This window comes from Parasphingorhabdus sp., from assembly GCF_039968395.1.
Lineage (GTDB): Bacteria > Pseudomonadota > Alphaproteobacteria > Sphingomonadales > Sphingomonadaceae > Parasphingorhabdus.
In genome coordinates this window covers 41,571-65,216 of record NZ_JBDVPV010000001.1, presented here as the reverse complement: position 1 = coordinate 65,216, position 23,646 = coordinate 41,571, and the positions used below count along the sequence as shown (strand labels likewise).

Below are 23,646 nucleotides of genomic sequence, written 5' to 3'. Positions count from 1 at the left end.
GATTGACTATTCTTTATACGTCGAGAATCGGTTAGACCTTCCTTAAACAGAATAATGCTTCAGGGGAATTTCATGACATATCGGTTCGCTACTTTCATTGCCGCATGCGCCTTGGCCACACCAGGTCTTGCTGAAAAACCCGAAACCGAAAAATGGGATGTAAACACCCCGCAAGGCGCGACGATCAAACAGGTGCCAATCAATGTCGATGAAGGCAGCTGGATCGACGTTGATGTCAGTCCGGATGGCAAAAGCATCGCCTTTGCCTTGCTCGGCGATATCTACATCATGCCGATTGCAGGCGGAACACCCGCGCGCATCGCAGAAGGCCTCGCCTGGGAAGTCCAGCCGCGTTTCTCGCCAGACGGCAAGCGCATTGCGTTCACGTCTGATCGTGGCGGCGGCGACAATATCTGGATCATGAATCGCGATGGCAGCGACATGAAACAGGTCACCAAAGAAAAATTCCGGTTGCTCAACCAGCCCAGCTGGAGCCCGGACGGCCGCTATATTGTCGCCAAGAAGCATTTCACAACGGCGCGATCACTCGGCACGGGTGAAGTCTGGATTTATCATGTTTCAGGCGGCGGCGGGGTTGTGCTGGTCAAACGTCCGAGCGAAAAACATCAGAAAGAACTGGGCGAACCGACCTACGCTCCAGATGGCAAATCGGTCTATTTTACGCAGAACATCACAGCCGGCAGTACGTTTATCTATGCCCAGAATTCGAACACTGATCTGTTCAATATCAAGGAATATGATCTGGAGACCGGCGAGACTTCGACCGCAGTTTCGGGCCTTGGCGGCTCCGTTCGTCCGACGCCGTCCCCGGATGGCAAGCAGATCGCATTTGTCCGCCGCGAACGTGCCAAGTCGAAGCTTTATGTGAAAGATCTGGCGTCCGGCATCGAGCGCAAAATCTATGATGACCTCGATCAGGATGTGCAGGAAACCTGGGCGGTCACGGGTGTATATCCCAATATGGACTGGACCCCTGACGGCAAGAGCCTGGTTATCTGGGCACGCGGCAAGATTCGCAAGGTCGCGAGTGATGGGAGCGGGTCGACAGTGATCCCGTTCCAGGTCAGTGATACGCGCGGTGTGGCTGATGCGCCGCATCCCAAAATAGCCGTGGCACCGGAGAGCTTCTCCACCAAAATGTCACGCTTTGCCGCGGTATCGCCCGATGGTGGCCAGGTTGTGTTCGAAAGCCTCGGCAAACTTTATATCCAGCCTGCCGGCGGGGGCGCACCCAAACGCCTGACCCGGGATGGCGCAGGACGCGAGCTGTTCCCGACATGGTCGAGGGACGGGCGCTCGATAGCCTTTGTCCGGTGGACCGATGCAGGGCTGGGCCAGATCCGGATCGTTGGCGCGCGCGGCGGTTCATCGCGCGTTGTGACCAACCGGCCAGGCCACTATGCCCGGCCACAATTTTCACCGGATGGCAAAACGCTTGTCTTTGAAATGAACAAGGGCGGACGGATGACATCGCCGGACTGGTCTGCAGATTCGGGTGCCTATCAGGTCGCAGCATCAGGCGGCGCACCCACACGCATTGCCAAAGGCGCAGATCGCCCGCAATTTGGAGCGGACAACGACCGAATCTTCATGATCGACCGAAAAGATGACAAGCAGCGGCTGGTCAGTTCAAATCTCGATGGTGAAGCGAAGCGCGTCCATGCTGCGGGCGCTCTCACCAATGAATATATTGTGTCACCGGATGGCCAATATGTTGCGTTTCGTCAGAATTACGAAGCCTTTGTCATGCCGCTTTTGCCAGGCTCACAAGCCGTCGAAGTCAAGCCAGACAGCAAGGCATTGCCGGTCACCCGCGCCAGCAAAGGCGGTGCAGATTATGTCAGCTGGTCCAGAAACGGTCGCCAGCTGCATTGGAGTATCGGTTCAACACTCTATTCAACCGGAGTTGATCAGCTGTTTCAAAATGCTCCTGCAAGCAAGGATACGCCAAAATTCGAGCCCCCGACCCGCGGGGTTTCTCTGGAACGCACCATTACCGCGGCCAAACCTTCCGGCCTCACAGCGCTGGTCGGCGCTCGCCTGATTACGATGACCGACAAAGACGGCGGGATTATCGAAGATGGCGTGATCGTGCTCGACGGCAACGGCATTGCGACAGTCGGTGATCGGGGTGCTCCCATTCCCGCTGGCGCCAATATCATCGACATGACCGGCAAGACGATCATCCCCGGCTTGATCGATGCCCATGCTCATGGTCCGCAGGGCACGGACGAGCTGATCCCGGAACAGAACTGGTCGCTGATCCAGAATCTGGCACTGGGCACGACGACAATCCACGATCCGTCCAGTCGCGCCAGTGAAATTTTCGTGGCTGCGGAAATGCAGCGCGCTGGCCTGTTGGTCGGTCCGCGAATTTTCTCAACCGGCGAGATTGTCTATGGAGCAAAACTGTCAAGTCGCTATGCCGAGATCAACAGTCTCGACGATGCGCTCGACCATGTCCGCCGGCTCAAGGCACAAGGCGGCATCAGCGTCAAAAACTATAACCAGCCCCGCCGCGAACAGCGTCAACAGGTTGTCGAAGCCGCTCGACAGGAAAATATGCTCGTCGTGGCAGAAGGCGGTTCGCTATACGGGATGGACATGGCTCTGGTTGCCGACGGAAATTCCACTCTGGAACATAATGTTCCGCTGGAAATCTTTTATGATGATGTGGTTCAGTTTTTCTCGCAATCGCAGACCAACTATACCCCGACTCTGGTCGTGAGCTATGGCGGCATGGCCGGTGATCCCTATTGGCGCCAGGCAACGGATGTGTTCGCACATCCGCTGCTGGTTCACACACCGCCCAAACAGCTGGCCGCAGCAACAATCCGCAGAACCAAGGCGCCGGAGTCCGATTTTGTCGACGATGACAATGCGCGGGAAGCAAAGAAACTCATGGATGCAGGCGTCAAGGTTGCCATCGGTGCCCATGGCCAGCAAGCCGGGATCGCAACCCATTGGGAGCTCTGGTCGTTTGTCCGGGGCGGCATGTCTCCGGTGCAGGCACTGCGGACGGCAACGATGGATGCAGCCGAGTCTCTGGGCATGGATAGGGAGATCGGATCGCTGGAAGCCGGCAAGCTTGCCGATCTGGTCGTGCTGGACGCCGATCCCACTGTCGACATTAGGAACAGCGACAAAATCCATGGCGTGATGGTCAACGGCCGCATGTACGATCCGCTCACCATGAACGAAATGATGACCGGTTCCACCAAACGATCCGCTTACTGGTGGGAATGAGCAGAACCGTTTGGATTGTCGTAATCAGATGATCACGCGATCCCAGGGTCCCGAAATGGCAAGCGTTTTTGTCGGACTGTAGAGATTGACAAACATCGTCTTGCCGTCGGGAGAAAAACAGGCTCCCGCGGGTTCTGTCTGGACCCGTATCCGCGCCAGAGCATAGGCTTCGCCGCTGGCCGTAATCCCGCGCAGATGATTGTCGACCAAGGCGCTGTACTGATCTTCGCAGACAACCAGATGGCCATTGGGGGCGACGGTCAGATTGTCGCCAAAGCTATATTGGTCACTGTGAACGGATTCGAAAAACAGTTGCAGCAGCCCGGGCGCGTTTTTTTCTTCTGACTGCCCTTCATATCGCGAAGGACGATAGCGCATGATCTGGCCCTCTTTGGCAGCGCCGCCGGATGTACAACAGAAATAGAGCTCGCCGTCGCCGTAAATAATACCTTCACCACGGGCAAAAAGGACCCCTCCTGCCTTGGCCCCACGTATACGCAGATCATCATCCGGGCTTTCGACATTATCGAGATCAACCCAGCGTGCAAATTTCCATGCGCCCGGTTTGAATGTCTCGCCCGACCAGTTGCGACTGTCGTTGCCGGACGTATCATCGGCAAATGCCAGCGCCTGCAACCGCCCACCCTTGATCAGCTGTTCTGGCTGGTCGGGAATGAAGCGATAGAACAGACTGTCTTCGCGATCCTCGGTCAGGTAAACAATTCCAGTGTCCGGGTCGACCGCGGCGGCTTCATGATTGAAGCGCCCCATCGCCGTTAGCGGAACCGGATCAACCAGCCCCTGATGCGCGGCAGGCACTTCAAAAATCCAGCCGTGATCCTTGCCCACCTTGTCTCCGGCACGCGTCACATCTTCTTCACAGGACAACCAGCTCCCCCAGGGCGTGGTACCGCCCGCACAATTGCGGATCGTGCCGACAAGACTGAGATGTTCGCGCTCGACTTTCAGGGTCGTTTGATTGAGCAGCAATGTCGTCGTGCCGCCAACCAGAGCTTCCCCTTTGGAGCTGTGATCATAAACTCCGCGCGTCGGGCTGGCTTTGTCGCCAAACGGGCCATCCTCATAGTTGGAGCGTTTCAATTCGTGATTTCGCACCAGCGCGATCTTGCCGTCGGGCATCGCGAAACAGCCCATGCCATCTGCACGATCGGGAACCAGCAGGCCATCGGACATCTTGTCCTGAAATTGCGAGATGACCCGATAGGAAAACCCCTCCGGCAGATCGAGAAGTCCGTCGGGATCCCTGATCAACGGCCCGAAGCCGGGATGCGCCGGCGGTGCACCTTCGCGCGCCAAGAGATTGTGCGCTGCAAATCCCGACAAGGCGATGGCGGTGAGACCACCGATAAAATTGCGCCGGTTCAGTTTCATCTGTCACTCCTCTGGATGGATGAACTCAGGTCCACCACGTGCAAGACCAACCCGTAGTCCTCAAAAAACTCTGCGGCAACGCAAAATCGGCTGAAAGGCGATGCAAATAACGCATGGGATTATGTGAAAAAAATCGAAGCTGGACCTGCGTACCATTAGAGCATAAGTCCGTGGCAATATAAAACCAATCCAGGAGAATCATAATGGCCACCGCTCTTCAAATGCAATCAACCCTGCTCGAAAACGGGACACTCGAACTTGCTCTGGCCAATGTCGAAATGCCGGTACCGGGTGAAAATGAAGTGCTGGTGCGGGTCGAAGCTTCTCCGATCAACCCGTCCGATCTTGGCGTGATGTTCGGCCCTGCCGATGTCAATGCGGCAACGTCCACCGGCAGCGGAGCCGATACGGTGCTGTCTGCGCCGGTTGCCCCGCAACATATGCCGCGCTTTGCAGCCCGTGTGGGCCAGGCTTTGACAGTCGGCAATGAGGGAGCCGGAGTTGTTGTCGACGCCGGGCCCGGTGAAGCAGCACAAGCATTGATGGGCAAAACCGTCGCCATATTGGGTGGCGGAATGTACGGCCAGTATCGGACCATCCCGGCGATGATGTGCTTGCCCCTGCCGGATGACGCAACAGCCAAGGACGGTGCCTCCTGTTTCGTCAATCCACTGACCGCGCTGGCGATGGTGGAAACGATGAGAATGGAAGATCACAAGGCCCTCGTTCATACCGCAGCGGCTTCCAATCTCGGTCAGATGCTCAATCGTATCTGCATGGCCGATGGCGTCGATCTGGTGAATATTGTCCGCAAACAGGAGCAGGTCGATATTCTCAAGGCCATGGGTGCCAAATATATCTGCAACAGCAGCGACGATAATTTTATGGCTGACCTGACAGATGCCCTGCACGAAACTGGTGCGACCATCGCGTTTGATGCAACCGGCGGCGGCGATCTCGCCAGCAAGATCCTGACCGGCATGGAACAGGCAGCAGCGCGGACACCATCGCAATACAGCATCTATGGCTCGACCACCCACAAGCAGGTCTATCTCTACGGCAGCCTTGATATGTCGGCGACCACACTCAACCGCGCCTATGGCATGGCCTGGGGTGTGGGCGGATTTCTGCTGCCCAATTTCCTTGCCAAGGTCGGTATGGAAAAAGGCAATGAAATGCGCGGCCGGGTTGCGCGCGAGCTGAAGACAACTTTTGCCAGCAATTACACGCAGGAACTGTCTCTCACCGAAGCGCTGGATGCGGATACGGCAAAGCAGTATAATCTGAAAACTACTGGCGAAAAATATCTGATGTGTCCGCAAAAAGACCTCTGATCGCGGCGCCGGACACAATTGATAGGGCGGACAGCCTTTCTTCCGACAGAAATTTAATTGCCCGGTTAACTGGCTTGATGCATAGTTGCGTCGAGCGGGCGACGGGTGATTCGATTGCCTGGGACAGACGTTTTTGGGAGCACAGACATTGAATTTTGATTTTTCCGACGATCAGAAATATTTGCGTGATGAAGCACGGAAGTTTCTGGAGGCAGAATGCACTATCGCGGATGTTCGATCCGTTCTCGACAATGACAGCGTCAGCCACAATGCTGAAGTCTGGCAGAAAATCGTTGAAATGGGATGGCTGGGCGCTGCCATCCCGGAAGAATATGGCGGACTTGGACTCGGCATGCTCGAATTATGCGTAATCGCCGAGGAATTGGGGCGTGTACTGGCGCCGGTTCCATTCAGTTCCTCTGCCTATTATTTCGCAGAAGCCATCAAACTGGCGGGCTCGGAAGAACAAAAATCCGAATTGCTGCCGAAGATTGCAGACGGAAGCTTCATCGGATGTCTGGCGACAACCGAAGGGCCCGGCGCGATTGCAGAAACAAGCATCGGCGCACAGTATAAAGACGGCAAACTGACCGGAACAAAATTGCCGGTGACAGATGGCGATATTGCCACCCACGCCGTTGTGCTGGCCAAGGATGGCGGAACTTCCTGTCTGGTTGTCGTGGCGCTGGATCAGGACGGCGTCTCCCGCAAATCTCTGAAGACCATCGAGCCCACACGCAGCCATGCCGAGATTGCTTTTAACAATGCGGACGCCCGGATACTCAGCGCCGGCGTTGGCAACGGTATGGTCGCTCTCGATCAAATTCTCGACCGCGCTGCTGTCCTGCTGGCCTTCGAACAAATTGGCGGTGCTTCGCGATGCCTCGAGCTGGCAACAGAATATGCCAAGGAACGCCACGCCTTTGGCCGGCCGATCGGCGGCAATCAGGCGATCAAGCACAAGCTTGCCGACATGTATGTGAAAAACGAAGTGGCGCGTTCCAATGCCTATTACGGCGCGTGGGCGTTATCGACTGATGCAGCGGAATTGCCCGAAGCCGCAGCCGCGGCGCGCGTAGCTGCCTCAGAAGCTTATTGGTTTGCGAGCAAGGAAAATATCCAGACCCATGGCGGGATGGGCTTTACCTGGGAAGTAGACTGTCACCTCTTCTACCGCCGTGCCAAATTGCTCGCGGTACAGGCGGGCAGCCCCGCAGTCTGGAAAGAAAAACTGGTTACGGCGCTTGAAGCCCGAAACGCGGCTTAAGGAAGGATAATATCATGGATTTCAAGGATTCACCCGAAGAAGCAGAATTCAGAGCCGAAGCCAATGCGTTTCTGAGCCAGCATCTCGATCCCAAAATTGCCAACGGCATCCGGGGCGGACGCAGCGGAGATTATCTGCAGCGTGCCAAGGACTGGCAGAAGGTCAAAGCAGAAAATCGTTTTGCGCAGATTACCTGGCCCGAAGCCATGGGCGGCCGCGGCGGATCACCGATGCAGCAAGTCATCTGGAATCAGGAAGAAAATAAATTTGATGCGCCCACAGGGCCCTTTGCCATCGGCCTGGGCATGTGTGTCCCTACGGTCATCGCATTTGGTTCTGACGAACACAAACAGCGCTATGTTCAAAAAGCCCTGTTTGGCGAAGAAATCTGGTGCCAGCTTTTCTCGGAGCCTGCGGCAGGTTCCGATGTCGCGGGACTGAAAACCAAAGCGGTCAAGGATGGCGACGACTGGGTCATCAACGGCCAGAAAGTCTGGACCTCGGGCGCGCATTATTCCGACTATGGCATTGTCCTGGTGCGAACCGATCCCGATGTACCGAAGCATAAAGGCCTGACCATGTTCATCATCGACATGAAACAGGAAGGCGTTGAAGTCCGGCCCATCCATCAGGCCTCTGGCGGCAGCGAATTTAATGAAGTCTATTTCACCGATGTGCGCATTCCGGACAAGGACCGTCTGGGCGAACCGGGAATGGGCTGGAAAGTCGCACTGGTGACGTTGATGAACGAACGTCTCGCGGTTGGCGGCTCTCCGGGTCCTGACTGGGCCGAAATCATGGATTATGCCCGCTCCAGCGGCACCATGACCGACGCTGCTTTCCGCGCCAAACTGGCGGACTGGTATGTCGCTGCACAAGGGTATAAACTCACGAAATTCCGTACCCAGACTGCGCTGTCCAAAGGCGAAACACCGGGACCGGAAAACTCGATCGGCAAGGTCATCACCGCCAATCATCTGCAGGATATCTGCAACAGTGCAATCGAAATGCAGGACCATTTCGGTATTATTTCCGACAAGGATCATGCGCCGTCCGAAGCGATTTTTCAGGAAAGCTTCATGTGGGCTCCCGGATTGCGGATCGCTGGCGGTACTGATGAGATATTGAAAAACATCATTGCCGAACGGGTTCTCGGACTGCCGCAGGATGTCCGCGTTGACAAGACCAAGCCCTTTTCGGAATTCTAGACGCGCGTCCTATTCTCCCAAAAAAAGTGAGCAAGGTGTGACGGGCACACCTTGCTCAGGGAGAGGGACTCTGGGGAAGAGTCTCAGGGGGAAGAGCCTCCGCAGGAAGCGTCTCGGGTTGTTGAATTACATGCCCATATAATCTTTCTTGCCCACCGGCACGCCCTGCATTCTGAGCAGATTATAGGCCGTGGTGACGTGGAAAAAGAGATTGGGGATGTAGAAGCTCAAGACATAGGTTTTGCCATCCAGATCCAGGGATTGTTCGGGCCCGATCGGCATCGAAATCATCATCTCTGCGTTACCATCAATCACGGCATCGGGTGTATCGGCAACCGTCTGGGCGCATGCAGCAATTCGGGCAATCAGGGCGTCGAAGGTTTCACCTTCCATCGCCATATCGGGCAGGTCATCGGTTGCCACACCCGACATGCGGGCGGCACCGCGCACGGCAAATTCGGTGATCATCTGTACTTGCCATTTCATGTCATTCATATCCGGATAAAGGCGGGCGCCCAGATAGGCCTCTTCCGAAGCACCGGTGGCCTCTGCCTGCGCCTTGGCCTTGGTCAGTACGGTGGTCAGGCCGCGAAAAGCCTGCGCGGTCGAACCTTTGAAAATATGAGAAAGCGCTTCAGTCATGGGAATTCCTTATTGGTTTTTCAGGGTCTGGATGTGGTCTGGAACACAAACAATATGATCATACAAGATGGTAAAGCAGGAAGCCGCCCAACGCGAGGAACGATCCAAATGTTCCCAATGCTCCCAATACCCGCGCAACGACAAAGACCTTGCTGCCTTCCCCGCCATGCGAACCGATCACCGTCGACATTGCGATGGCATGAAAAAGCCGTGCGGCCAGAAAGACAATGGCAATAGTCTTGATCACTCCGCCGGGCACCACCGTAATCTCGGCGAGGGCCAGAACCACGATAAATATGGCTGCGTTTTCAGCCAGATTTCCGTGACGCCGGATTTTGCGCTCGAGCACAGGATCGTCACCGAGCCCTAGACTCACACCGGATTTGCCGCGGTGCAATCCGACCGTCACCATCAACAAGGCCTGCATGATTATCAGCAATCCGCCAGCATAAGCAGAAATTATCGGTACAGTCATAGTGAAAACTCCAGTTGTTTTTTATCGAACAAACGTCAGAATTGTGCGGATAAAAGTGGTTTTACTGGCTAATATTCGCATTGTCTAAACAACTTAATGCACCTTTGTGGTGCAAATTTTAGCCATGCATCCAGGTCGGTTTTCGTTTAATGCCTCGCATATGGAAGATTTGAACCGCATGGACTGGGAAGACATCAAAACCTTTCGCGAGGTCATGCAAGGGAACACGGTTCGTGCGGCTGCCAAGTCGCTCAACGTCCATCATTCAACGGTCAGCCGCCGCATCGAACATCTGGAACACGCGCTGGGTGTCACACTGTTCGAGCGACGACCGGAGGGATTTTTTCCGACATCCGCAGGCGAAGACCTGGCCCGCGCAGCCAATATATTTGCCGAAGATCTGGTCGCAGTTGAGCGGCATATTGTCGGGCGGGACAATGAATTGTCGGGAACCGTCCGGGTCACCATGGCGGAACCGTTCGCGACATTGATGTTCGCTCAGCGGCTGCCCGAATTCTGCAATGCCTATCCGGGCCTCGAACTGGAAATCCTGACCAGTTTTGATCTGCTCGATGTCGCTCGGCGGGAAGCTGATATTGCCATTCGCATGGACAATAACCCGCCCGACACCCTGGTCGGCAAACGCCTTTTCCCCTATTCGACTTCCGTTTATGCCCATCCGGATTATCTTGCGCGGCATGATTTCGCGAACCACCCGGAACAGGCACGCTGGCTCGGCTGGAGTGGACGGGAAAGCCGGTTCCCGGACTGGACGAGAGAGACCGAATTTGCCCGCGTACCGGTTTGGGGAAATTTCGGAAGCATCGGCCTGCAACTGGAAATGGCGCGGGCGCAAATGGGCTTGATCCTGATTCCGTGTATTCTAGGCGACAATAGTCCGGATATTGTCCGCGCCACCCGGCAACCCCCGACCCCTTCTCGCGACATATGGATTCTGACCCATGAAGACCTGCGCAGAACAGCTCGAGTCCGTGCTTTCATGGATTTCGCCGAAATGGTTCTGCGCGAGAACAAGGATGGACTGACCGGAAATTTGACGGGATAGTTTACAGATAATTCATGCGGGTTAACCATGATCGAGGGGAAATCGCCTGATTCCCGTCTATCGCGGTTGGCGGCGTTAACCATGCCGTTGCACACCAATGTAATGACCAGGCGTCTATTACCGGAATATGTTGCGGTTACACTCAACCCGGCCGATTATCCGGCAAACCAGCATTATCGCCGCAATTGCGGTTTTGCTGTCGTTCGTCATTACCGGTGCATTATATCTGACCACGCTCGGACTGGACGACCGGTTTTGGGATGCCATGACCTTTGCGATCATTGTTCCCTGGGGCATCAGCATCCCGCTTGGGTGGTACATGGTCAATCAGCATTCCCGCCTGATCGGCATGACCCGAAAATTGAAACAGGCGCAACACGAGCTGAAAGCTGTCAACGAAAAGCTGCAACATAAAGCCAATTTTGATGGACTGACCGGCCTCGCCAATCGCGAACATTTCATCAAGCAACTTGGCGAACGTCGCGTACTGGCCGAAAATAACGTTCTGATGATCGTGGATGCCGATCATTTCAAGAATATCAATGACTGCTACGGACATCCGGTTGGCGACAAGGCACTGGTCCTGCTCGCCGGTGTATTCAAACGGAGCTTGCGCAAACAGGACCTTGTTGGCCGGATTGGCGGTGAGGAATTCGGGATATTATTGCCTGATACGGTGGAAGCCGAGGGTGAGATTATCGGTGAAATGCTGCGCCACGAGATCGAAAATATCCTGTTTGAGCCCCAGGCCGACAAGGTGCACCGCATGACCGTCAGCATCGGACTGACCGGCATGTCTCCGAACGACGAGCGTGCGATTTCCATGCGCAATGCAGACACGGCGCTGTTCGAAGCGAAGCGCCGCGGACGGAATCAGTGTGTCCTCTATTCAAGTGGCATGCGTTCCAAACCGAGGCCGTTTTTCGAAGCCTCGCAATCGACCGACCCCTTTGCCTTGAGAGCCTGAAGTGATCACAATTTCCCAATGACGAAACGCGCCATCGCTGCTAGGGCTATGGCCCATGACCGATGCACTATTTGACGAGGCCAAAAAGACCTCTTCCAACCCCAGTGACGCAGCTGTTCCTGCTCAGAACCACCTCTATCTGGTGGATGGTTCCGCTTATATTTTTCGCGCCTATCACCGGCTGCCTCCGCTAACCAATATTCACGGAGAACCCGTCGGTGCGGTCTATGGTTATACGACCATGCTCTGGAAACTGGCGGACCAGCTCAACAAGGCAGATGGCCCGACCCATCTGGCGGTGGTGCTGGACAAATCGGGCACCAGTTTCCGCAATGACCTTTATGATCAGTACAAAGCCAATCGTCCTGAAGCACCAGATGACCTGAAGCCGCAATTCCCGGTTATCCGGGATGCAACACGCGCCTTTTCGCTGCCGCTCATCGAAGAGGAAAATGTCGAAGCAGACGACATGATTGCCAGCTATACAAAGGCGGCTTTGGAACAAGGCTGGAAAGTAACAATCGTCTCTTCGGACAAGGACCTGATGCAGTTGATCGAGCCATCGGATGACAGCCGGGTCGATATGCTCGACACGATGAAAAATGTCCGCATGGGCCGGGCCACAGTCGAAGAAAAATTCGGTGTCGGGCCAGAAAAGCTCGGCGATGTGCTGGGTCTGATGGGTGACAGTTCAGACAATATTCCCGGCGTGCCCGGCATCGGTCCGAAGACAGCATCCAAACTGATCAACGAGCATGGCGATATCGAAAGCGTTCTGGATGCTGCACCAGATATGAAAAAGTCGAAGATGAAGGAGAACCTCATCGAGTTTGCCGAACAGGCACGGCTGTCACGCATCTTGGTCACGCTCAAGGAAGATTGCCCGTTGCCCGACACGCTGGAAAGCTTTGAGATTCAGGATATTCCGGACGCGCCGTTGCGGTCGTTTCTGGAGCATCATGGATTTAATTCCCTGCTGAAAAAGCTGGGGGGCAGCCAGTCGGAACCGCAAGATCCGGACATTGCAGATAACGGCAATCACGCGGCAGCCCCGGGGGAAACTCCCAAGCCGGTCGATGCCCCGGCGATTGATCGTAGCGCTTATGAATGTGTGCAAAATCTTGAGCGACTGGACGCGTGGATTGCGCTTTGCCGCGCGCGCGGCGTGATGGCGGTCGATGTGGAAACCGACAGTCTCGAAAGCGTGACCGCGCGGGTGGTTGGCGTGTGTCTGGCCGCCGGTCCGAATGAGGCCTGCTATATTCCGCTGGGCCACGGCAGCGGTGACATGTTTGGAGAAACGCCGGATCAGATTTCAACTGCCGATGCACTTGATCGACTGCGTCCCCTGCTTGAGGATGATGCGGTCCTGAAAGTGGGCCAGAATCTCAAATATGACATGACGGTGCTGGCCCAGCATGACATCCGCATCGCCCCGTTTGACGATACGCTGGTCATGAGTTTCAATCTTGATGCCGGCTTGCACGGGCACGGCATGGATGAGCTCAGCAAACTGCATCTGGGACATGAATGCATCAGTTTTAAATCGCTCACCGGCACTGGCAAGAAAGCGATTACATTCGCTGAAGTCCCGCTGGACAAGGCAACGGAATATGCGGCTGAAGATGCCGACGTCACCTTGCGCCTGTGGAACATATTGCGCCTGCGCATGGCGCCCGAGCAAGCAAGCCGGGTTTATCAGATGGTCGACCGGCCACTGGTGCCCGTGATCGCCGGGATGGAAGAAACCGGGGTGTTGGTCGACCGCGAAGAACTCGCGCGGCTATCGGGAACCTTTGCCGAGAACATGGCAAGTCTGGAAACGGAAATTCACGGACTGGCCGGCGAACCCTTTTCCATTGGCAGTCCGAAACAACTGGGTGAGATCCTGTTTGGCAAGTTGGGTCTGAAGGGCGGCAAAAAAGGTAAATCGGGCCAATATTCCACCGATGTCACGGTGCTGGAACGCCTCGCCGGTGATGGCGAGCCAATAGCGCAGAAAGTAGTCAACTGGCGGCAGCTTTCCAAACTGAAATCCACCTATACGGATGCGCTGCAGGAACAGATCAACGCCAAGACCGGCCGCGTGCATACCTCCTATTCGCTCAGCGGAGCGCAGACCGGGCGGCTGTCTTCAACGGAACCAAATCTGCAGAACATTCCGATCCGGACGGAGATCGGGCGGCAGATCCGGCAGGCCTTTGTGGCTGCGCCCGGGAACGTGATTCTGGCTGCCGACTATAGTCAGATTGAACTCCGGCTGGCCGCGCATATTGCGGATGTTGATACGCTGAAGGCGGCGTTTGCAGCGGGCGAAGATATTCATAATCGTACCGCGCAGGAATTGTTTGGCGACGTGGACCGCGATACCCGCGCGCGCGCAAAGACGATCAACTTTGCCATCCTTTACGGTATCTCGCGCTGGGGCCTCGCCAAGCGGCTGGAAGTCGATGCGGACGAAGCACAGGATATGATCGACACTTATTTCGAACGCTTTCCGGGCATCAACCAATATATCTCGACAACCCTGCAATCTGCGCGGGAGACGGGCTATACCGAGACCCTGTTTGGCCGCAAGACGTGGTTCGAACGTCTGAAGTCGGCAAACCAGATGGAGCGTCAAGGCAGCGAACGTGCGGCGATCAATGCCCCGATCCAGGGCACCAGCGCCGATATCATCAAGCGTGCCATGGCCCGGATGATGCCGGCACTGTCAGACGCCGGACTCGGCAATGTCAAAATGCTTATGCAGGTGCATGATGAACTGGTATTTGAATTGCCCGAAGGCGAGGTCGAAGCGGCAAGCGCGGTTATCCGGTCGGTCATGTCCGGCGCGGCAGAGCCCGTGATGAAACTATCCGTCCCGCTCGATGTTGATATTGGCACCGGCAAAAGCTGGGACGAGGCGCATTAAGCTGACAGCATCTGTTCGAAACAATCCCAGCAGCTCAGGAACCTTCCGCCAATCGTTTCAATCCATCTGCGAACAGCATCTTCCAGCCATCTTCTGCACTCGCGGCAGATGATTCCGTCACATTGCCGAATAACGCATCCGATACAATCAACACCCCGCCGTCATCACGATCCTCGACCGCCAGCTTGAGCATCGAACTTGTTGGCCCACCCCAGTCCGGTGCCATATAGCCGACAAGATAAAGAGATGCCCCTGGCGAGACCATCTGCACACGGTACCATTCAAGCTGAGCACCATCAGTGGTGCTCTCTACCAAATGGCCGCCGACCGTCGCGTCCAGAGACACTTTTGATCCTTCCCCCAGCGCCCGAAAATCGTCCATCCACCATGCGTCAATCTCATCGATCATCAGCGTCCAGATATCGGCAGCGCTGCGCTTTATCGGCAGCTCAAACTGGTATTTGAGTATTTTTGCATCCGTAATGTCACTCATTTTTTTGCTCCTTTGCTGAGGTTCCGCCCCGCTCCGCGATTTGTTTCAACCTGGCGGCAGAAGATTGTATGCCGTCAATATGTCGCAGGACCCATGTGCTGCAGACGGCCTTGATCGGCTCCGGGTTGAGATAATTCCAGCGCACACGGCCTTCCCGGCGCACATGAATAATCCGGCCTTCCGTCAAAATATCGATATGCTTGAGAACCCCGGTTCGCCCGATATCGGGAAAAAGATCAACCAGCTCGCCCGTTTGCTTCGGACCCGCGGACAGGGCCTCGACAATCAGCCGACGCCGCCCGTCGCTGAGCGCTTTCCAGATCAGGTCTTCATGTGCAAATTGATATGTCACTATTTAGTGACATATATGGATCTCGCTATACTGTCAACGCCAGAAAAAGGGCGGGGAACGAACTGCGGTCCGCTCGACCCCCTGAATCAGGACCGGCTAATGGGTTGCCGGTCCTGTCGGAAACCGATTCCAAATACTCCAACTGCTATGCGGACTGCACAATTGTGCACTAATTCCTGCATGACTTTGACGTGCCCGGCAGTGTGCCGGGATTCGCATTTTCTGCCAGCATCACACCCGTTTTGAACAGCGCGCTACGGTGCAGGATTTCAATCTGGGTCGCTGCGTCTTGCATGACTTTTTTCATGCATTCCGATTGCGCGCGTTTGACTTCGGAAAATCGGCTGGATGTTTGATAGCAGGCCCGCCTGGCTTCCCGTCGTACGAGTTTCGTCGCTTCCGCAATCCCCTTCGGACTGCTCAAATCGATTTGATTCACTGGAATGATCAACTGTTTGTGCACCGGTTCCGAAAGACTTGTCGCATGGGCCGGGGCGCAGACGAGTGCCGGTCCAAAAATGCTGACTATTGATAAACCGGCAATCAAACTGAATTTTGCGTTCTTCATATGTATTTCCTTTGTGACATGGGGTAAATTTCAAAATTCGACACCAGCACCCGAACAAGGACCAATGTCTGGAATTGAAAATGTCTGGAAACACCAATCCTTTCGCCGCAAATTCAAAAAATGCTGGTGGATTTCGAAATTGAATCGGTTTTTTCGATTCTGATTTTTACCTGAATCAGAGCAGCTGGAGCGCGATGAGCGGAATCACTTGGTCACTGTTCGCGCACGTGCCTGTCTATAACTGCCCAATACGCGCACTTCATTGCAATGAAAGCCCAGTTCTTCAATCGCCCGGTCGACTCCCGCATCGCCCGGCGCGCCTTCGATATCAGCATAGAAACGGGTTGCGGCGAAACTGCCGCCTTCCTGATAGCTTTCGAGCTTGGTCATGTTCACGCCATTGGTCGCAAAACCGCCCATCGCCTTGTACAGCGCTGCCGGAATATTCTTCACTTCGAAAATCAGCGTGGTCATAACGGGTCCGTTGGGCTCCGGCATTGCCGCATCGGGGGCGAGAACCACAAACCGGGTCATATTGTGCGCCGCATCCTCGATGGCATCAACAATCGGTTCCAGTCCATAGAGCTCTGCTGCCAGCGGCGGTGCTATCGCAGCCGCCTTGGGGTCGTCATTTTGGGCGACATAGGCGGCTGCAGCGGCCGTATCTGCATAGGCAACCGGAATTATGTCATGCGCGCGCAGATAGTGACGGCATTGACCAAGAGCCTGGGGGTGGCTCATCGCAGTGCTAATAGATGCGGATGCGGACTTGGCCATCAGGCAATGCTGAATTGGCATAAAATGTTCGGCGACAATATGCAGGCCCGATTCGGGGAGCAGAAAGTGAATGTCCGCGACGCGCCCGTGCAGGCTGTTTTCAATCGGGATGATTGCGCTTCCCGCCTTGCCCTTGCTCACGGCATCCAGCGCATCTTCAAATGAAAAGCACGGAACCGGCAGACAATCCGGATCAAATTGCAAGGCTGCAAGATGCGAATTTGCACCCGGCGCACCCTGAAAGGCAATTGCCTTGTCCGGCTGCTGTTCAGCCGTTTCAGTCATCTTGCCGACCATTCCCAGCGCGTTTTGCGGAAAGCTGTCCATATTACCCCTCTAATTCCAGCCGCAGCGATAGTCGAACAGGCGTGGAAAGAGCAAGAAGTGATGCACTTTGATCCACAGCACCGGGCCAAGAATTTGCAGCGGGGCGTCCAATGAACCCTTGCTTTGACCTTCTGCTCTTATTAGAGAAAGCCAAACTTCTGGCAGGCATGAGTCCTGCACGCTCAATTCGGGGTACGAGAGACAAGATGGATAGAAACAACACCATTGCAGGCTGGGTTCTGGCTGGCGGCATCGCGGCTCTGGGATTTTCAATCCTTAGCGCCAAATATTTTCACGCCGACAAACCCGAACGCCCTGAAACACTGGGCTATGTGATCGAAGGTGTGGAAGTCGCGGATAGCGGCAAGGAAGAAGTTCCGATGAGCATGATGCTCGCCAAGGCTGATATTGCCAAAGGCGAGGCGGTGTTCAAAAAATGTGTCGCCTGTCACACGATCAATGATGGCGGCGCGAATGGCATTGGACCAAATTTGTACAACTCGCTCGGCAAATCACACGGCCATGTTGCCGGTTTCGCCTATAGTGATGCTCTGGCTTCGATCGAAGGCGACTGGAATTTCGACAATATGAACGCGTGGCTGATCTCGCCGCGGAAATATGCGCCGGGCACGAAAATGACCTTCGCCGGTCTCGGCAAACCCGAAGACCGCGCCAATGTCATCGCCTATATGAACGCACAGGGTTCCAATCTGCCTTATCCGGAACCACCTGCGGAAGTTGCGGAAGAAGAAGCCGAAGCGGATGCGGATGCGACCGAAGTCGCGGAAGAAACTGCAGTGGCAGACGAAGCTGCAGCAGCAGAATAACGCAACCCGCGAGCTCGACCGACTACCAAAATCCGAGAATCAGGCGCAGTCCAGATCGTAAAAGCGCTGGATGATAGCCCATGCCTCATCAGCGGTTTCGACAAACTGGAACAGGTCGAGATCCTTGCGGCTGATCGTGCCTTCTTCGGCAAGGGCGTCAAAGTCAATGATCCGATTCCAGAAATCCTTGCCAAACAACATGATCGGCAAAGGTTCCATCTTGCCCGTCTGGATCAGCGTGATCAGTTCGAAAAATTCGTCAAAAGTCCCGAACCCGCCGGGGAATACCGCTACTGCCCGCGCGCGCAGCAAAAAGTGCATTTTGCGCAAGGCGAAATAGTGGAACTGAAAGCTGAGTGACGGGGTGACATATTCATTGGGTGCCTGCTCATGTGGCAATACGATGTTAAGCCCGATGGATTCCTTGCCGACATCAGCTGCTCCGCGATTGGCCGCCTCCATGATCGAGGGCCCGCCGCCCGAACAGACCACAAAATCGCGCTTGCCATCTTCTTCAATCCCGCAGTCGCTGACGATCCGCGCCAGTTTGCGCGCTTCGTCGTAATATTTGGCCTTTTCCTTCATCCGCTGTGCCGTTTTCAGGGATGCTTCGTCCGTGGCAGCTTCAATGAGCGCATCGGCCTTGTCCGGTTCTGGAATACGCGCGGAACCATACATGACAAGCGTCGAGCCAATGCCGGCCTCGTCGAGGAGCATTTCCGGTTTGAGCAATTCCAGCTGGAAACGCACCGGGCGCAATTCCTCGCGCAACAGAAATTCGGTATCCTGAAAAGCCAGCGTATAGGCCGGGTCTTCGGTCTGGGGTGTGCTGATCGTCGGATCCTTGGCGAAATCAGCTTCTTGTTTGGCGCGATAAAAGCGCGGGTCATGTAAATCTTTGTTTGTCATGCAACTGCCCTAGGCAAAGACATGGGACTTGCCAATGACGTTGGCCGAATATCTGCAATTAATCTGCAGTTTACCGGCAATATCCGTTGCCACTCATATCAAAATGGAAATGATCACGATGTGCGGCATTATAGTCCGGGCTCAGGACGGTTCCAAAGCGCTTGCAGGCGCTTTGATGAATGGCGGTCAGGAATTGTTTTTCCCGGCGACTGCCTTTCCAGTGATTGGTCAGGGTAATCCGGCGGCCATCGGCAAGAACAAATCCGGAGATATCAATGGCATTGGCATGCGCATGCTGGGAAAGACGCCCGGATCCGGAAATATTGCGGCAGCTATAACTGCCCATTGTTTCAATCCGCGCCAGCTCGCTGCCGAGATACTGGCGTGCCGCGCGTTTGACCGCATATTCGGTCCAGGCCGCAAATTTGCTGGCCAGCTGGCATTTGACGGGGCCTAGATTGGTGACATCAGTACCGACATCCAGCAATTTAATACTGTCAATCTGGCTGCATCCGCCCTGAAAATTTCGATTGGGCAGAGGAGAGAACCTGACTTTCGCTTTGCCGAGTTGGCTGAAACACTGCCGGGCAGAGGGTGAAGGATCGAAGGAACCCAGTCCCGCCGAGCTTTGCGGGCGACTGGTCTGTCGGTCACCACCGGGAATGGCGCCACAAGCGCTGAGCAAAAGTGATGCCACGCCCAACCAAGCGAGGTTCCATTTTCCAGATCTGTTTTTCACATATCGTCCCATATCGTTTTGCTGACGGAACATGGTTAAGAAATAGTTAACGCCGCCATGAACGCCCGACGGTTTTGCGACAAACTGACACAAATATATGCTGGACCTCCGCCGTCTGCATATTCAAAGAGACTTCATGCGCATGTTGATACAAAAGCTGAACAGTCTGCCGGTTTTCTGGGCGCTGCTTGCGATCCCCGCCATCCCGATGATCTACGTATATGCTTCCGGCGCCAAAATCGCGATGGACCTGCTCCACCCTACCGGTGAATTCTCGGCCCGGTTCATGATTATCGCAATGATCATTTCTCCCTTGCTCACAATATTTGGCAACCGTCCGTGGACAGCATGGCTGTTGCGGCGGCGACGGTCTTTTGGACTCGCTGCATTTGCCTATGCGATGCTTCATCTGATTTTTTACCTGCTCGACATCGAAGAACTCAAACCGATCCTCGCTGAGTTCTGGGCCCCGGGAATCTGGACCGGGTGGGCCGCATTGTTCCTGTTCCTGCCATTGGCCATAACCAGCAACAATCGATCCATGCAGTGGCTAAAGCAACGCTGGAAAACATTGCAGCGACTGGTCTACGCCGCCGCATTGCTCACATTGGCTCACTGGCTGCTCATTCATGATGGCGTAACCGGAGCTCTTGTACATTTTATCCCATTGGGGGCGCTGCAGTTATTGCGAATGATTATCATCTATGCCAGAAGGCATGAAAGCGCTGCAAAAACCGATTCGCGTGCAGCCAAACAGTAAATTTGATCCCCGTTCCAGTTGGAGTTTGAAATATGAAATATCCCGCACTCACCGCAACACTTGCCGCCGCAGCCTTGTCCATTGGTTTTTCAACCCCAGCTCATGCGACCGGCAAAATGAAATGCGAAGCGGGTCCCGAATCCGGCTGGGTCAGCCGCGCTGATCTCGAAGCGGATCTCGTTGCAAAGGGCTGGAAAGTGAAAAAGTCGAAAGTCGATGGCGGCTGCTATGAAGTCTATGGCACCACCCCCGAGGGCGACCGTGTGGAAGCCTATTTCCACCCGGTTTCGATGGAAAAATTGCTCGTCCTGCGACGCGGCAAAGAACTGTTCCGCAAGAAATAGCCGGATCGGCAGTTTTTGCCGACAGTCAACATTTGCTCCTTGACATGCTGCACTGCAACAGACATTGCGGCGACGGGCCACGCGGTCCCAACGCCGCGCGAGCTCTCTGTAAGGAGAAGCGTTTAAATGACTGATACTACGAATCCGCAACCCGAGTTGCGTCCAGATTGCCCGAATTTCTCTTCGGGCCCCACCGCCAAATTTCCTGGCTGGTCTCTCGACAAAATCAACACCGTCGCCATGGGTCGCTCCCATCGCTCTGCTACCGGCAAGGGTCGTCTGAAATATGCGATCGACTTGTCCCGCGAGCTTTTGGGCATTCCTGATGACTATCTGATTGGTATCGTCCCGGCATCGGATACCGGAGCGGTGGAACTGGCCATGTGGAACATGCTGGGCGCCCGTCCGGTGACGGTCGCAGCTTGGGAAAGCTTTGGCAATGTGTGGATCCAGGATGCTGTGAAGCAGTTGAAGCCAGCCAATCTTACTGTGCTCGAAGCCGATTATGGAGACATTCCCGATCTCACGCAGATCGACAAAGGCGATGACATTGTCTTCACCTGGAACGGCACGACCTCTGGCGCGAAGATACCGGATACCGACTGGATTGCAGATGATCGCGAAGGCGTGACCATCAACGATGCGACCAGCGCGGTGTTTGCCCAGCCGATGGATTGGGCCAAGCTCGATGCAACGACATACAGCTGGCAGAAAGTGATGGGTTCGGAAGCCGGCCATGGCATGTTGATCCTCAGCCCCCGGGCCGTCGAGCGGATCGAAAGCCATGATCCTGAATGGCCGCTGCCAAAAATCTTTCGCGTGAAAAAGGGCGACAAGCTCAATCGCGCGATATTTGAAGGCGCCACGATCAATACGCCGTCCCTGCTTGCCACCGAGGATTATATCGCGTCGCTGGAATGGGCCAAATCGATTGGCGGCCTGCCCGAGCTGCACGCTCGCGCCGACCGCAATGCGAAAGTGGTCCACGACTGGATCGCAGCCACGCCTTGGCTGCGCAATATGGTCGGTGATCCGGCGAAATGGACCAATACCGGTGTCTGCATGGTTTTCCAGGGCGACTGGTATGATGGCCTGAGCGACGATGACAAAGCCGCAGTGCCGAAGAAAATCGCCGGCATGCTCGACGAGATGGGCATCGGCTATGATTTCAACGGCTATCGCGATGCGCCGCCAAGCTTGCGTATCTGGTGCGGCTCCACGGTTGAGGAAGAAGACGTCCGGCGTCTGCTGCCCTGGATCGAATGGGCCTATGCACAGGTTAAAGCCGAGATTTAATATTTATCCGTCATTCCAGCGAAAGCTGGAATCTCCTCGCGAACCAGCGCCAACATTATGGAGATCCCTGCCTTCGCTGGGATGACGAGAATTGAAAAGAGATATTCCATGCCAAAAGTACTTATTTCCGACAAAATGGACCCCAAAGCTGCAGAGATTTTCCGCGAACGCGGAGTTGAAGTAGACGAAATTACAGGACAGACGCCAGAAGAGCTTATGAAAATCATCGGCGACTATGATGGTCTCGCCATTCGCTCGTCGACCAAGGTCACATCTGAAATCCTGGATGCCGCCACCAATCTGAAAGTCGTTGGCCGCGCCGGGATAGGTGTCGACAATGTCGATATTCCATCCGCGTCCGCCAAAGGTGTTGTTGTCATGAACACACCGTTCGGGAACAGCATCACCACAGCGGAACACGCTATTGCGATGATGTTCGCGCTCGCCCGCCAGCTCCCGTCCGCCGATGCGTCAACCCAGGCGGGCAAATGGGAAAAATCCAAATATATGGGCGTCGAACTGACGAGCAAGACACTGGGCCTGATCGGTGCCGGCAATATCGGTTCGATCGTGGCAGAGCGCGCGATTGGCCTGAGAATGAAGGTGGTTGCATATGACCCGTTCCTGACCGAAGAACGGGCCGTAGAACTCGGCATTGAAAAAGTCTCGCTCGACGACCTGCTGGCGCGCGCCGACTTTATCACCATGCATACTCCGCTCACCGATCAGACCCGCAACATCCTGTCTGCAGAGGCACTGGCGAAAACAAAAGCCGGCGTGCGGATCATCAACTGTGCACGCGGCGGACTGATTGACGAGGCCGCTCTGAAGGACGCGCTGGAATCGGGTCATGTGGCTGGTGCTGCGCTTGACGTTTATGCGGAGGAACCGGCGAAAGAAAACGCGCTTTTCGGAACACCAAACCTGATCTGCACCCCGCATCTCGGGGCATCGACCAGCGAAGCACAAGTCAATGTCGCCATTCAGGTCGCAGAACAAATGGCCGATTATCTGGTCAATGGCGGCGTGGAAAATGCGCTCAACATGCCCAGCCTGTCGGCAGAACAGGCGCCGAAGCTCAAACCATATATGGCGCTCGCCAATCAACTGGGTTCCTTGATCGGCCAGTTGTCAAGCAGTTCGCTCAAGGGCATTTCGGTAGAAGTTGAAGGTGCAGCAGCCGAGCTCGATCCCAAACCCATCACTGCTGCCGTTCTTGCCGGACTGATGGCAGCCTATAGCGATTCCGTGAATATGGTGAACGCGCCCTATCTGGCGAAAGAACGCGGCCTTGATGTCCGCGAAGTACGGCATGATCGCGAAGGAGACTATCAAACACTGGTCCGCGTATCGGTCAACACGGACGAAGGCGAGAAATCAGTGGCGGGTACGCTATTCGGTTCTTCCGGACCGCGTCTGGTGGAAATGTTCGGGATCAAGGTCGAAGCAGATCTGGAAGGCGACATGCTTTATGTCGTGAACCAGGATCAGCCTGGCTTTATCGGCAGCGTCGGTTCCACTTTGGGAGAAGCCGGTGTCAATATCGGAACCTTCCACCTTGGTCGACGGTCTGATGGCCCGGGCGGTGAAGCGGTCTTGTTGCTTTCGATTGACTCGCCAGTGGAAGAACCGGTGTTGTGGGCCGTCTGCAAGCTGGAAGGCGTCAAGACGGTCAAAGCCCTGCGCTTCTGAACGGGCATTGAAAAAGGCTATGGCCTGACT

The 23,646-nt window shown here is 55.3% G+C and carries 21 protein-coding genes; 12 read left to right on the top strand and 9 right to left on the bottom strand.

Annotation, left to right across the window (positions count from 1 at the left end; translation table 11 throughout):
* Positions 1-72 precede the first annotated feature (72 nt).
* On the top strand, positions 73-3,267 hold the full coding sequence (locus tag ABJI30_RS00300) for an amidohydrolase family protein (RefSeq protein WP_348014897.1): 3,195 nt from the start codon (positions 73-75) through the stop codon (positions 3,265-3,267).
* Positions 3,268-3,291: 24 nt separating this feature from the next.
* On the opposite strand, the gene ABJI30_RS00295 is transcribed toward ABJI30_RS00300, so the two are convergent.
* Positions 3,292-4,659: an alkaline phosphatase PhoX gene (locus ABJI30_RS00295; RefSeq protein WP_348014896.1), complete on the bottom strand. Its 1,368-nt coding sequence runs from the start codon at positions 4,657-4,659 to the stop codon at positions 3,292-3,294.
* A gap of 203 nt (positions 4,660-4,862) precedes the next feature.
* On the opposite strand from ABJI30_RS00295, the gene ABJI30_RS00290 reads away from it, so the two are divergent.
* From ABJI30_RS00290 to ABJI30_RS00280, 3 genes are all read left to right on the top strand, one after another.
* The gene (locus ABJI30_RS00290; RefSeq protein WP_348014895.1) at positions 4,863-5,993 is read left to right on the top strand and encodes a zinc-binding dehydrogenase; all 1,131 of its coding nucleotides are present in this window, start codon (positions 4,863-4,865) and stop codon (positions 5,991-5,993) included.
* A gap of 148 nt (positions 5,994-6,141) precedes the next feature.
* Positions 6,142-7,260, top strand: coding sequence for an acyl-CoA dehydrogenase family protein (locus tag ABJI30_RS00285; RefSeq protein WP_348014894.1), 1,119 nt, complete (start codon positions 6,142-6,144; stop codon positions 7,258-7,260).
* 14 nt (positions 7,261-7,274) lie between these two features.
* Entirely contained in the window at positions 7,275-8,468 is a 1,194-nt protein-coding gene (locus tag ABJI30_RS00280) for an acyl-CoA dehydrogenase family protein (protein ID WP_348014893.1), read from the top strand.
* A 126-nt stretch (positions 8,469-8,594) separates the two neighbouring features.
* Here ABJI30_RS00280 and ABJI30_RS00275 read toward each other — a convergent pair whose 3' ends face one another.
* Together ABJI30_RS00275 and ABJI30_RS00270 are read right to left on the bottom strand one after the other, a co-directional pair.
* Positions 8,595-9,110, bottom strand: coding sequence for a DUF1993 domain-containing protein (locus ABJI30_RS00275; protein ID WP_348014892.1), 516 nt, complete (start codon positions 9,108-9,110; stop codon positions 8,595-8,597).
* A gap of 58 nt (positions 9,111-9,168) precedes the next feature.
* Positions 9,169-9,585: an MAPEG family protein gene (locus ABJI30_RS00270; protein ID WP_348014891.1), complete on the bottom strand. Its 417-nt coding sequence runs from the start codon at positions 9,583-9,585 to the stop codon at positions 9,169-9,171.
* 160 nt (positions 9,586-9,745) lie between these two features.
* On the opposite strand from ABJI30_RS00270, the gene ABJI30_RS00265 reads away from it, so the two are divergent.
* The 3 genes from ABJI30_RS00265 to polA all read left to right on the top strand — a co-directional run bounded on the left by ABJI30_RS00265 (position 9,746) and on the right by polA (position 14,532).
* Positions 9,746-10,651: a LysR family transcriptional regulator gene (locus ABJI30_RS00265; RefSeq protein ID WP_348014890.1), complete on the top strand. Its 906-nt coding sequence runs from the start codon at positions 9,746-9,748 to the stop codon at positions 10,649-10,651.
* 127 nt (positions 10,652-10,778) lie between these two features.
* Positions 10,779-11,618 carry a GGDEF domain-containing protein gene (locus tag ABJI30_RS00260; protein ID WP_348014889.1) on the top strand — a complete coding sequence of 280 codons (840 nt, stop codon included), beginning with the start codon at positions 10,779-10,781 and terminating at the stop codon, positions 11,616-11,618.
* Between the two features lie 55 nt (positions 11,619-11,673).
* Positions 11,674-14,532, top strand: a complete 2,859-nt coding sequence (polA, locus tag ABJI30_RS00255) for a DNA polymerase I (RefSeq protein ID WP_348014888.1) — start codon at positions 11,674-11,676, stop codon at positions 14,530-14,532.
* 34 nt (positions 14,533-14,566) lie between these two features.
* On the opposite strand, the gene ABJI30_RS00250 is transcribed toward polA, so the two are convergent.
* The 4 genes from ABJI30_RS00250 to ABJI30_RS00235 all read right to left on the bottom strand — a co-directional run bounded on the left by ABJI30_RS00250 (position 14,567) and on the right by ABJI30_RS00235 (position 17,049).
* Positions 14,567-15,025, bottom strand: a complete 459-nt coding sequence (locus ABJI30_RS00250) for a hypothetical protein (protein WP_348014887.1) — start codon at positions 15,023-15,025, stop codon at positions 14,567-14,569.
* The gene (locus ABJI30_RS00245; protein WP_348014886.1) at positions 15,018-15,377 is read right to left on the bottom strand and encodes a hypothetical protein; all 360 of its coding nucleotides are present in this window, start codon (positions 15,375-15,377) and stop codon (positions 15,018-15,020) included. Before ABJI30_RS00245 ends, ABJI30_RS00250 begins: the two co-directional genes overlap by 8 nt.
* A gap of 169 nt (positions 15,378-15,546) precedes the next feature.
* Positions 15,547-15,945, bottom strand: coding sequence for a UrcA family protein (locus ABJI30_RS00240; RefSeq protein ID WP_348014885.1), 399 nt, complete (start codon positions 15,943-15,945; stop codon positions 15,547-15,549).
* A 204-nt stretch (positions 15,946-16,149) separates the two neighbouring features.
* The gene (locus ABJI30_RS00235; protein ID WP_348014884.1) at positions 16,150-17,049 is read right to left on the bottom strand and encodes a prephenate dehydratase; all 900 of its coding nucleotides are present in this window, start codon (positions 17,047-17,049) and stop codon (positions 16,150-16,152) included.
* A gap of 206 nt (positions 17,050-17,255) precedes the next feature.
* Between ABJI30_RS00235 and ABJI30_RS00230 the strand changes: the two genes are divergently transcribed.
* Entirely contained in the window at positions 17,256-17,876 is a 621-nt protein-coding gene (locus tag ABJI30_RS00230) for a cytochrome c family protein (protein ID WP_348025377.1), read from the top strand.
* 39 nt (positions 17,877-17,915) lie between these two features.
* Here the strand turns inward: ABJI30_RS00230 and ABJI30_RS00225 are convergent, their stop codons facing one another.
* Together ABJI30_RS00225 and ABJI30_RS00220 are read right to left on the bottom strand one after the other, a co-directional pair.
* Positions 17,916-18,785 carry a TIGR00730 family Rossman fold protein gene (locus ABJI30_RS00225; RefSeq protein ID WP_348014882.1) on the bottom strand — a complete coding sequence of 290 codons (870 nt, stop codon included), beginning with the start codon at positions 18,783-18,785 and terminating at the stop codon, positions 17,916-17,918.
* Between the two features lie 70 nt (positions 18,786-18,855).
* The gene (locus ABJI30_RS00220) at positions 18,856-19,524 is read right to left on the bottom strand and encodes an extensin family protein (protein WP_348014881.1); all 669 of its coding nucleotides are present in this window, start codon (positions 19,522-19,524) and stop codon (positions 18,856-18,858) included.
* A gap of 142 nt (positions 19,525-19,666) precedes the next feature.
* Between ABJI30_RS00220 and ABJI30_RS00215 the strand changes: the two genes are divergently transcribed.
* The 4 genes from ABJI30_RS00215 to serA all read left to right on the top strand — a co-directional run bounded on the left by ABJI30_RS00215 (position 19,667) and on the right by serA (position 23,616).
* Complete coding sequence (locus ABJI30_RS00215) at positions 19,667-20,284, top strand: ferric reductase-like transmembrane domain-containing protein (RefSeq protein ID WP_348025376.1); 618 nt, start codon at positions 19,667-19,669, stop codon at positions 20,282-20,284.
* Positions 20,285-20,316: 32 nt separating this feature from the next.
* Positions 20,317-20,628 carry a PepSY domain-containing protein gene (locus ABJI30_RS00210; RefSeq protein ID WP_348014879.1) on the top strand — a complete coding sequence of 104 codons (312 nt, stop codon included), beginning with the start codon at positions 20,317-20,319 and terminating at the stop codon, positions 20,626-20,628.
* A 126-nt stretch (positions 20,629-20,754) separates the two neighbouring features.
* Positions 20,755-21,924 carry a phosphoserine transaminase gene (locus tag ABJI30_RS00205; protein WP_348014878.1) on the top strand — a complete coding sequence of 390 codons (1,170 nt, stop codon included), beginning with the start codon at positions 20,755-20,757 and terminating at the stop codon, positions 21,922-21,924.
* A gap of 108 nt (positions 21,925-22,032) precedes the next feature.
* Positions 22,033-23,616 (top strand): phosphoglycerate dehydrogenase, encoded by a 1,584-nt coding sequence (gene serA / locus ABJI30_RS00200; RefSeq protein WP_348014877.1) that lies wholly within the window; start codon positions 22,033-22,035, stop codon positions 23,614-23,616.
* Positions 23,617-23,646 lie beyond the last annotated feature (30 nt).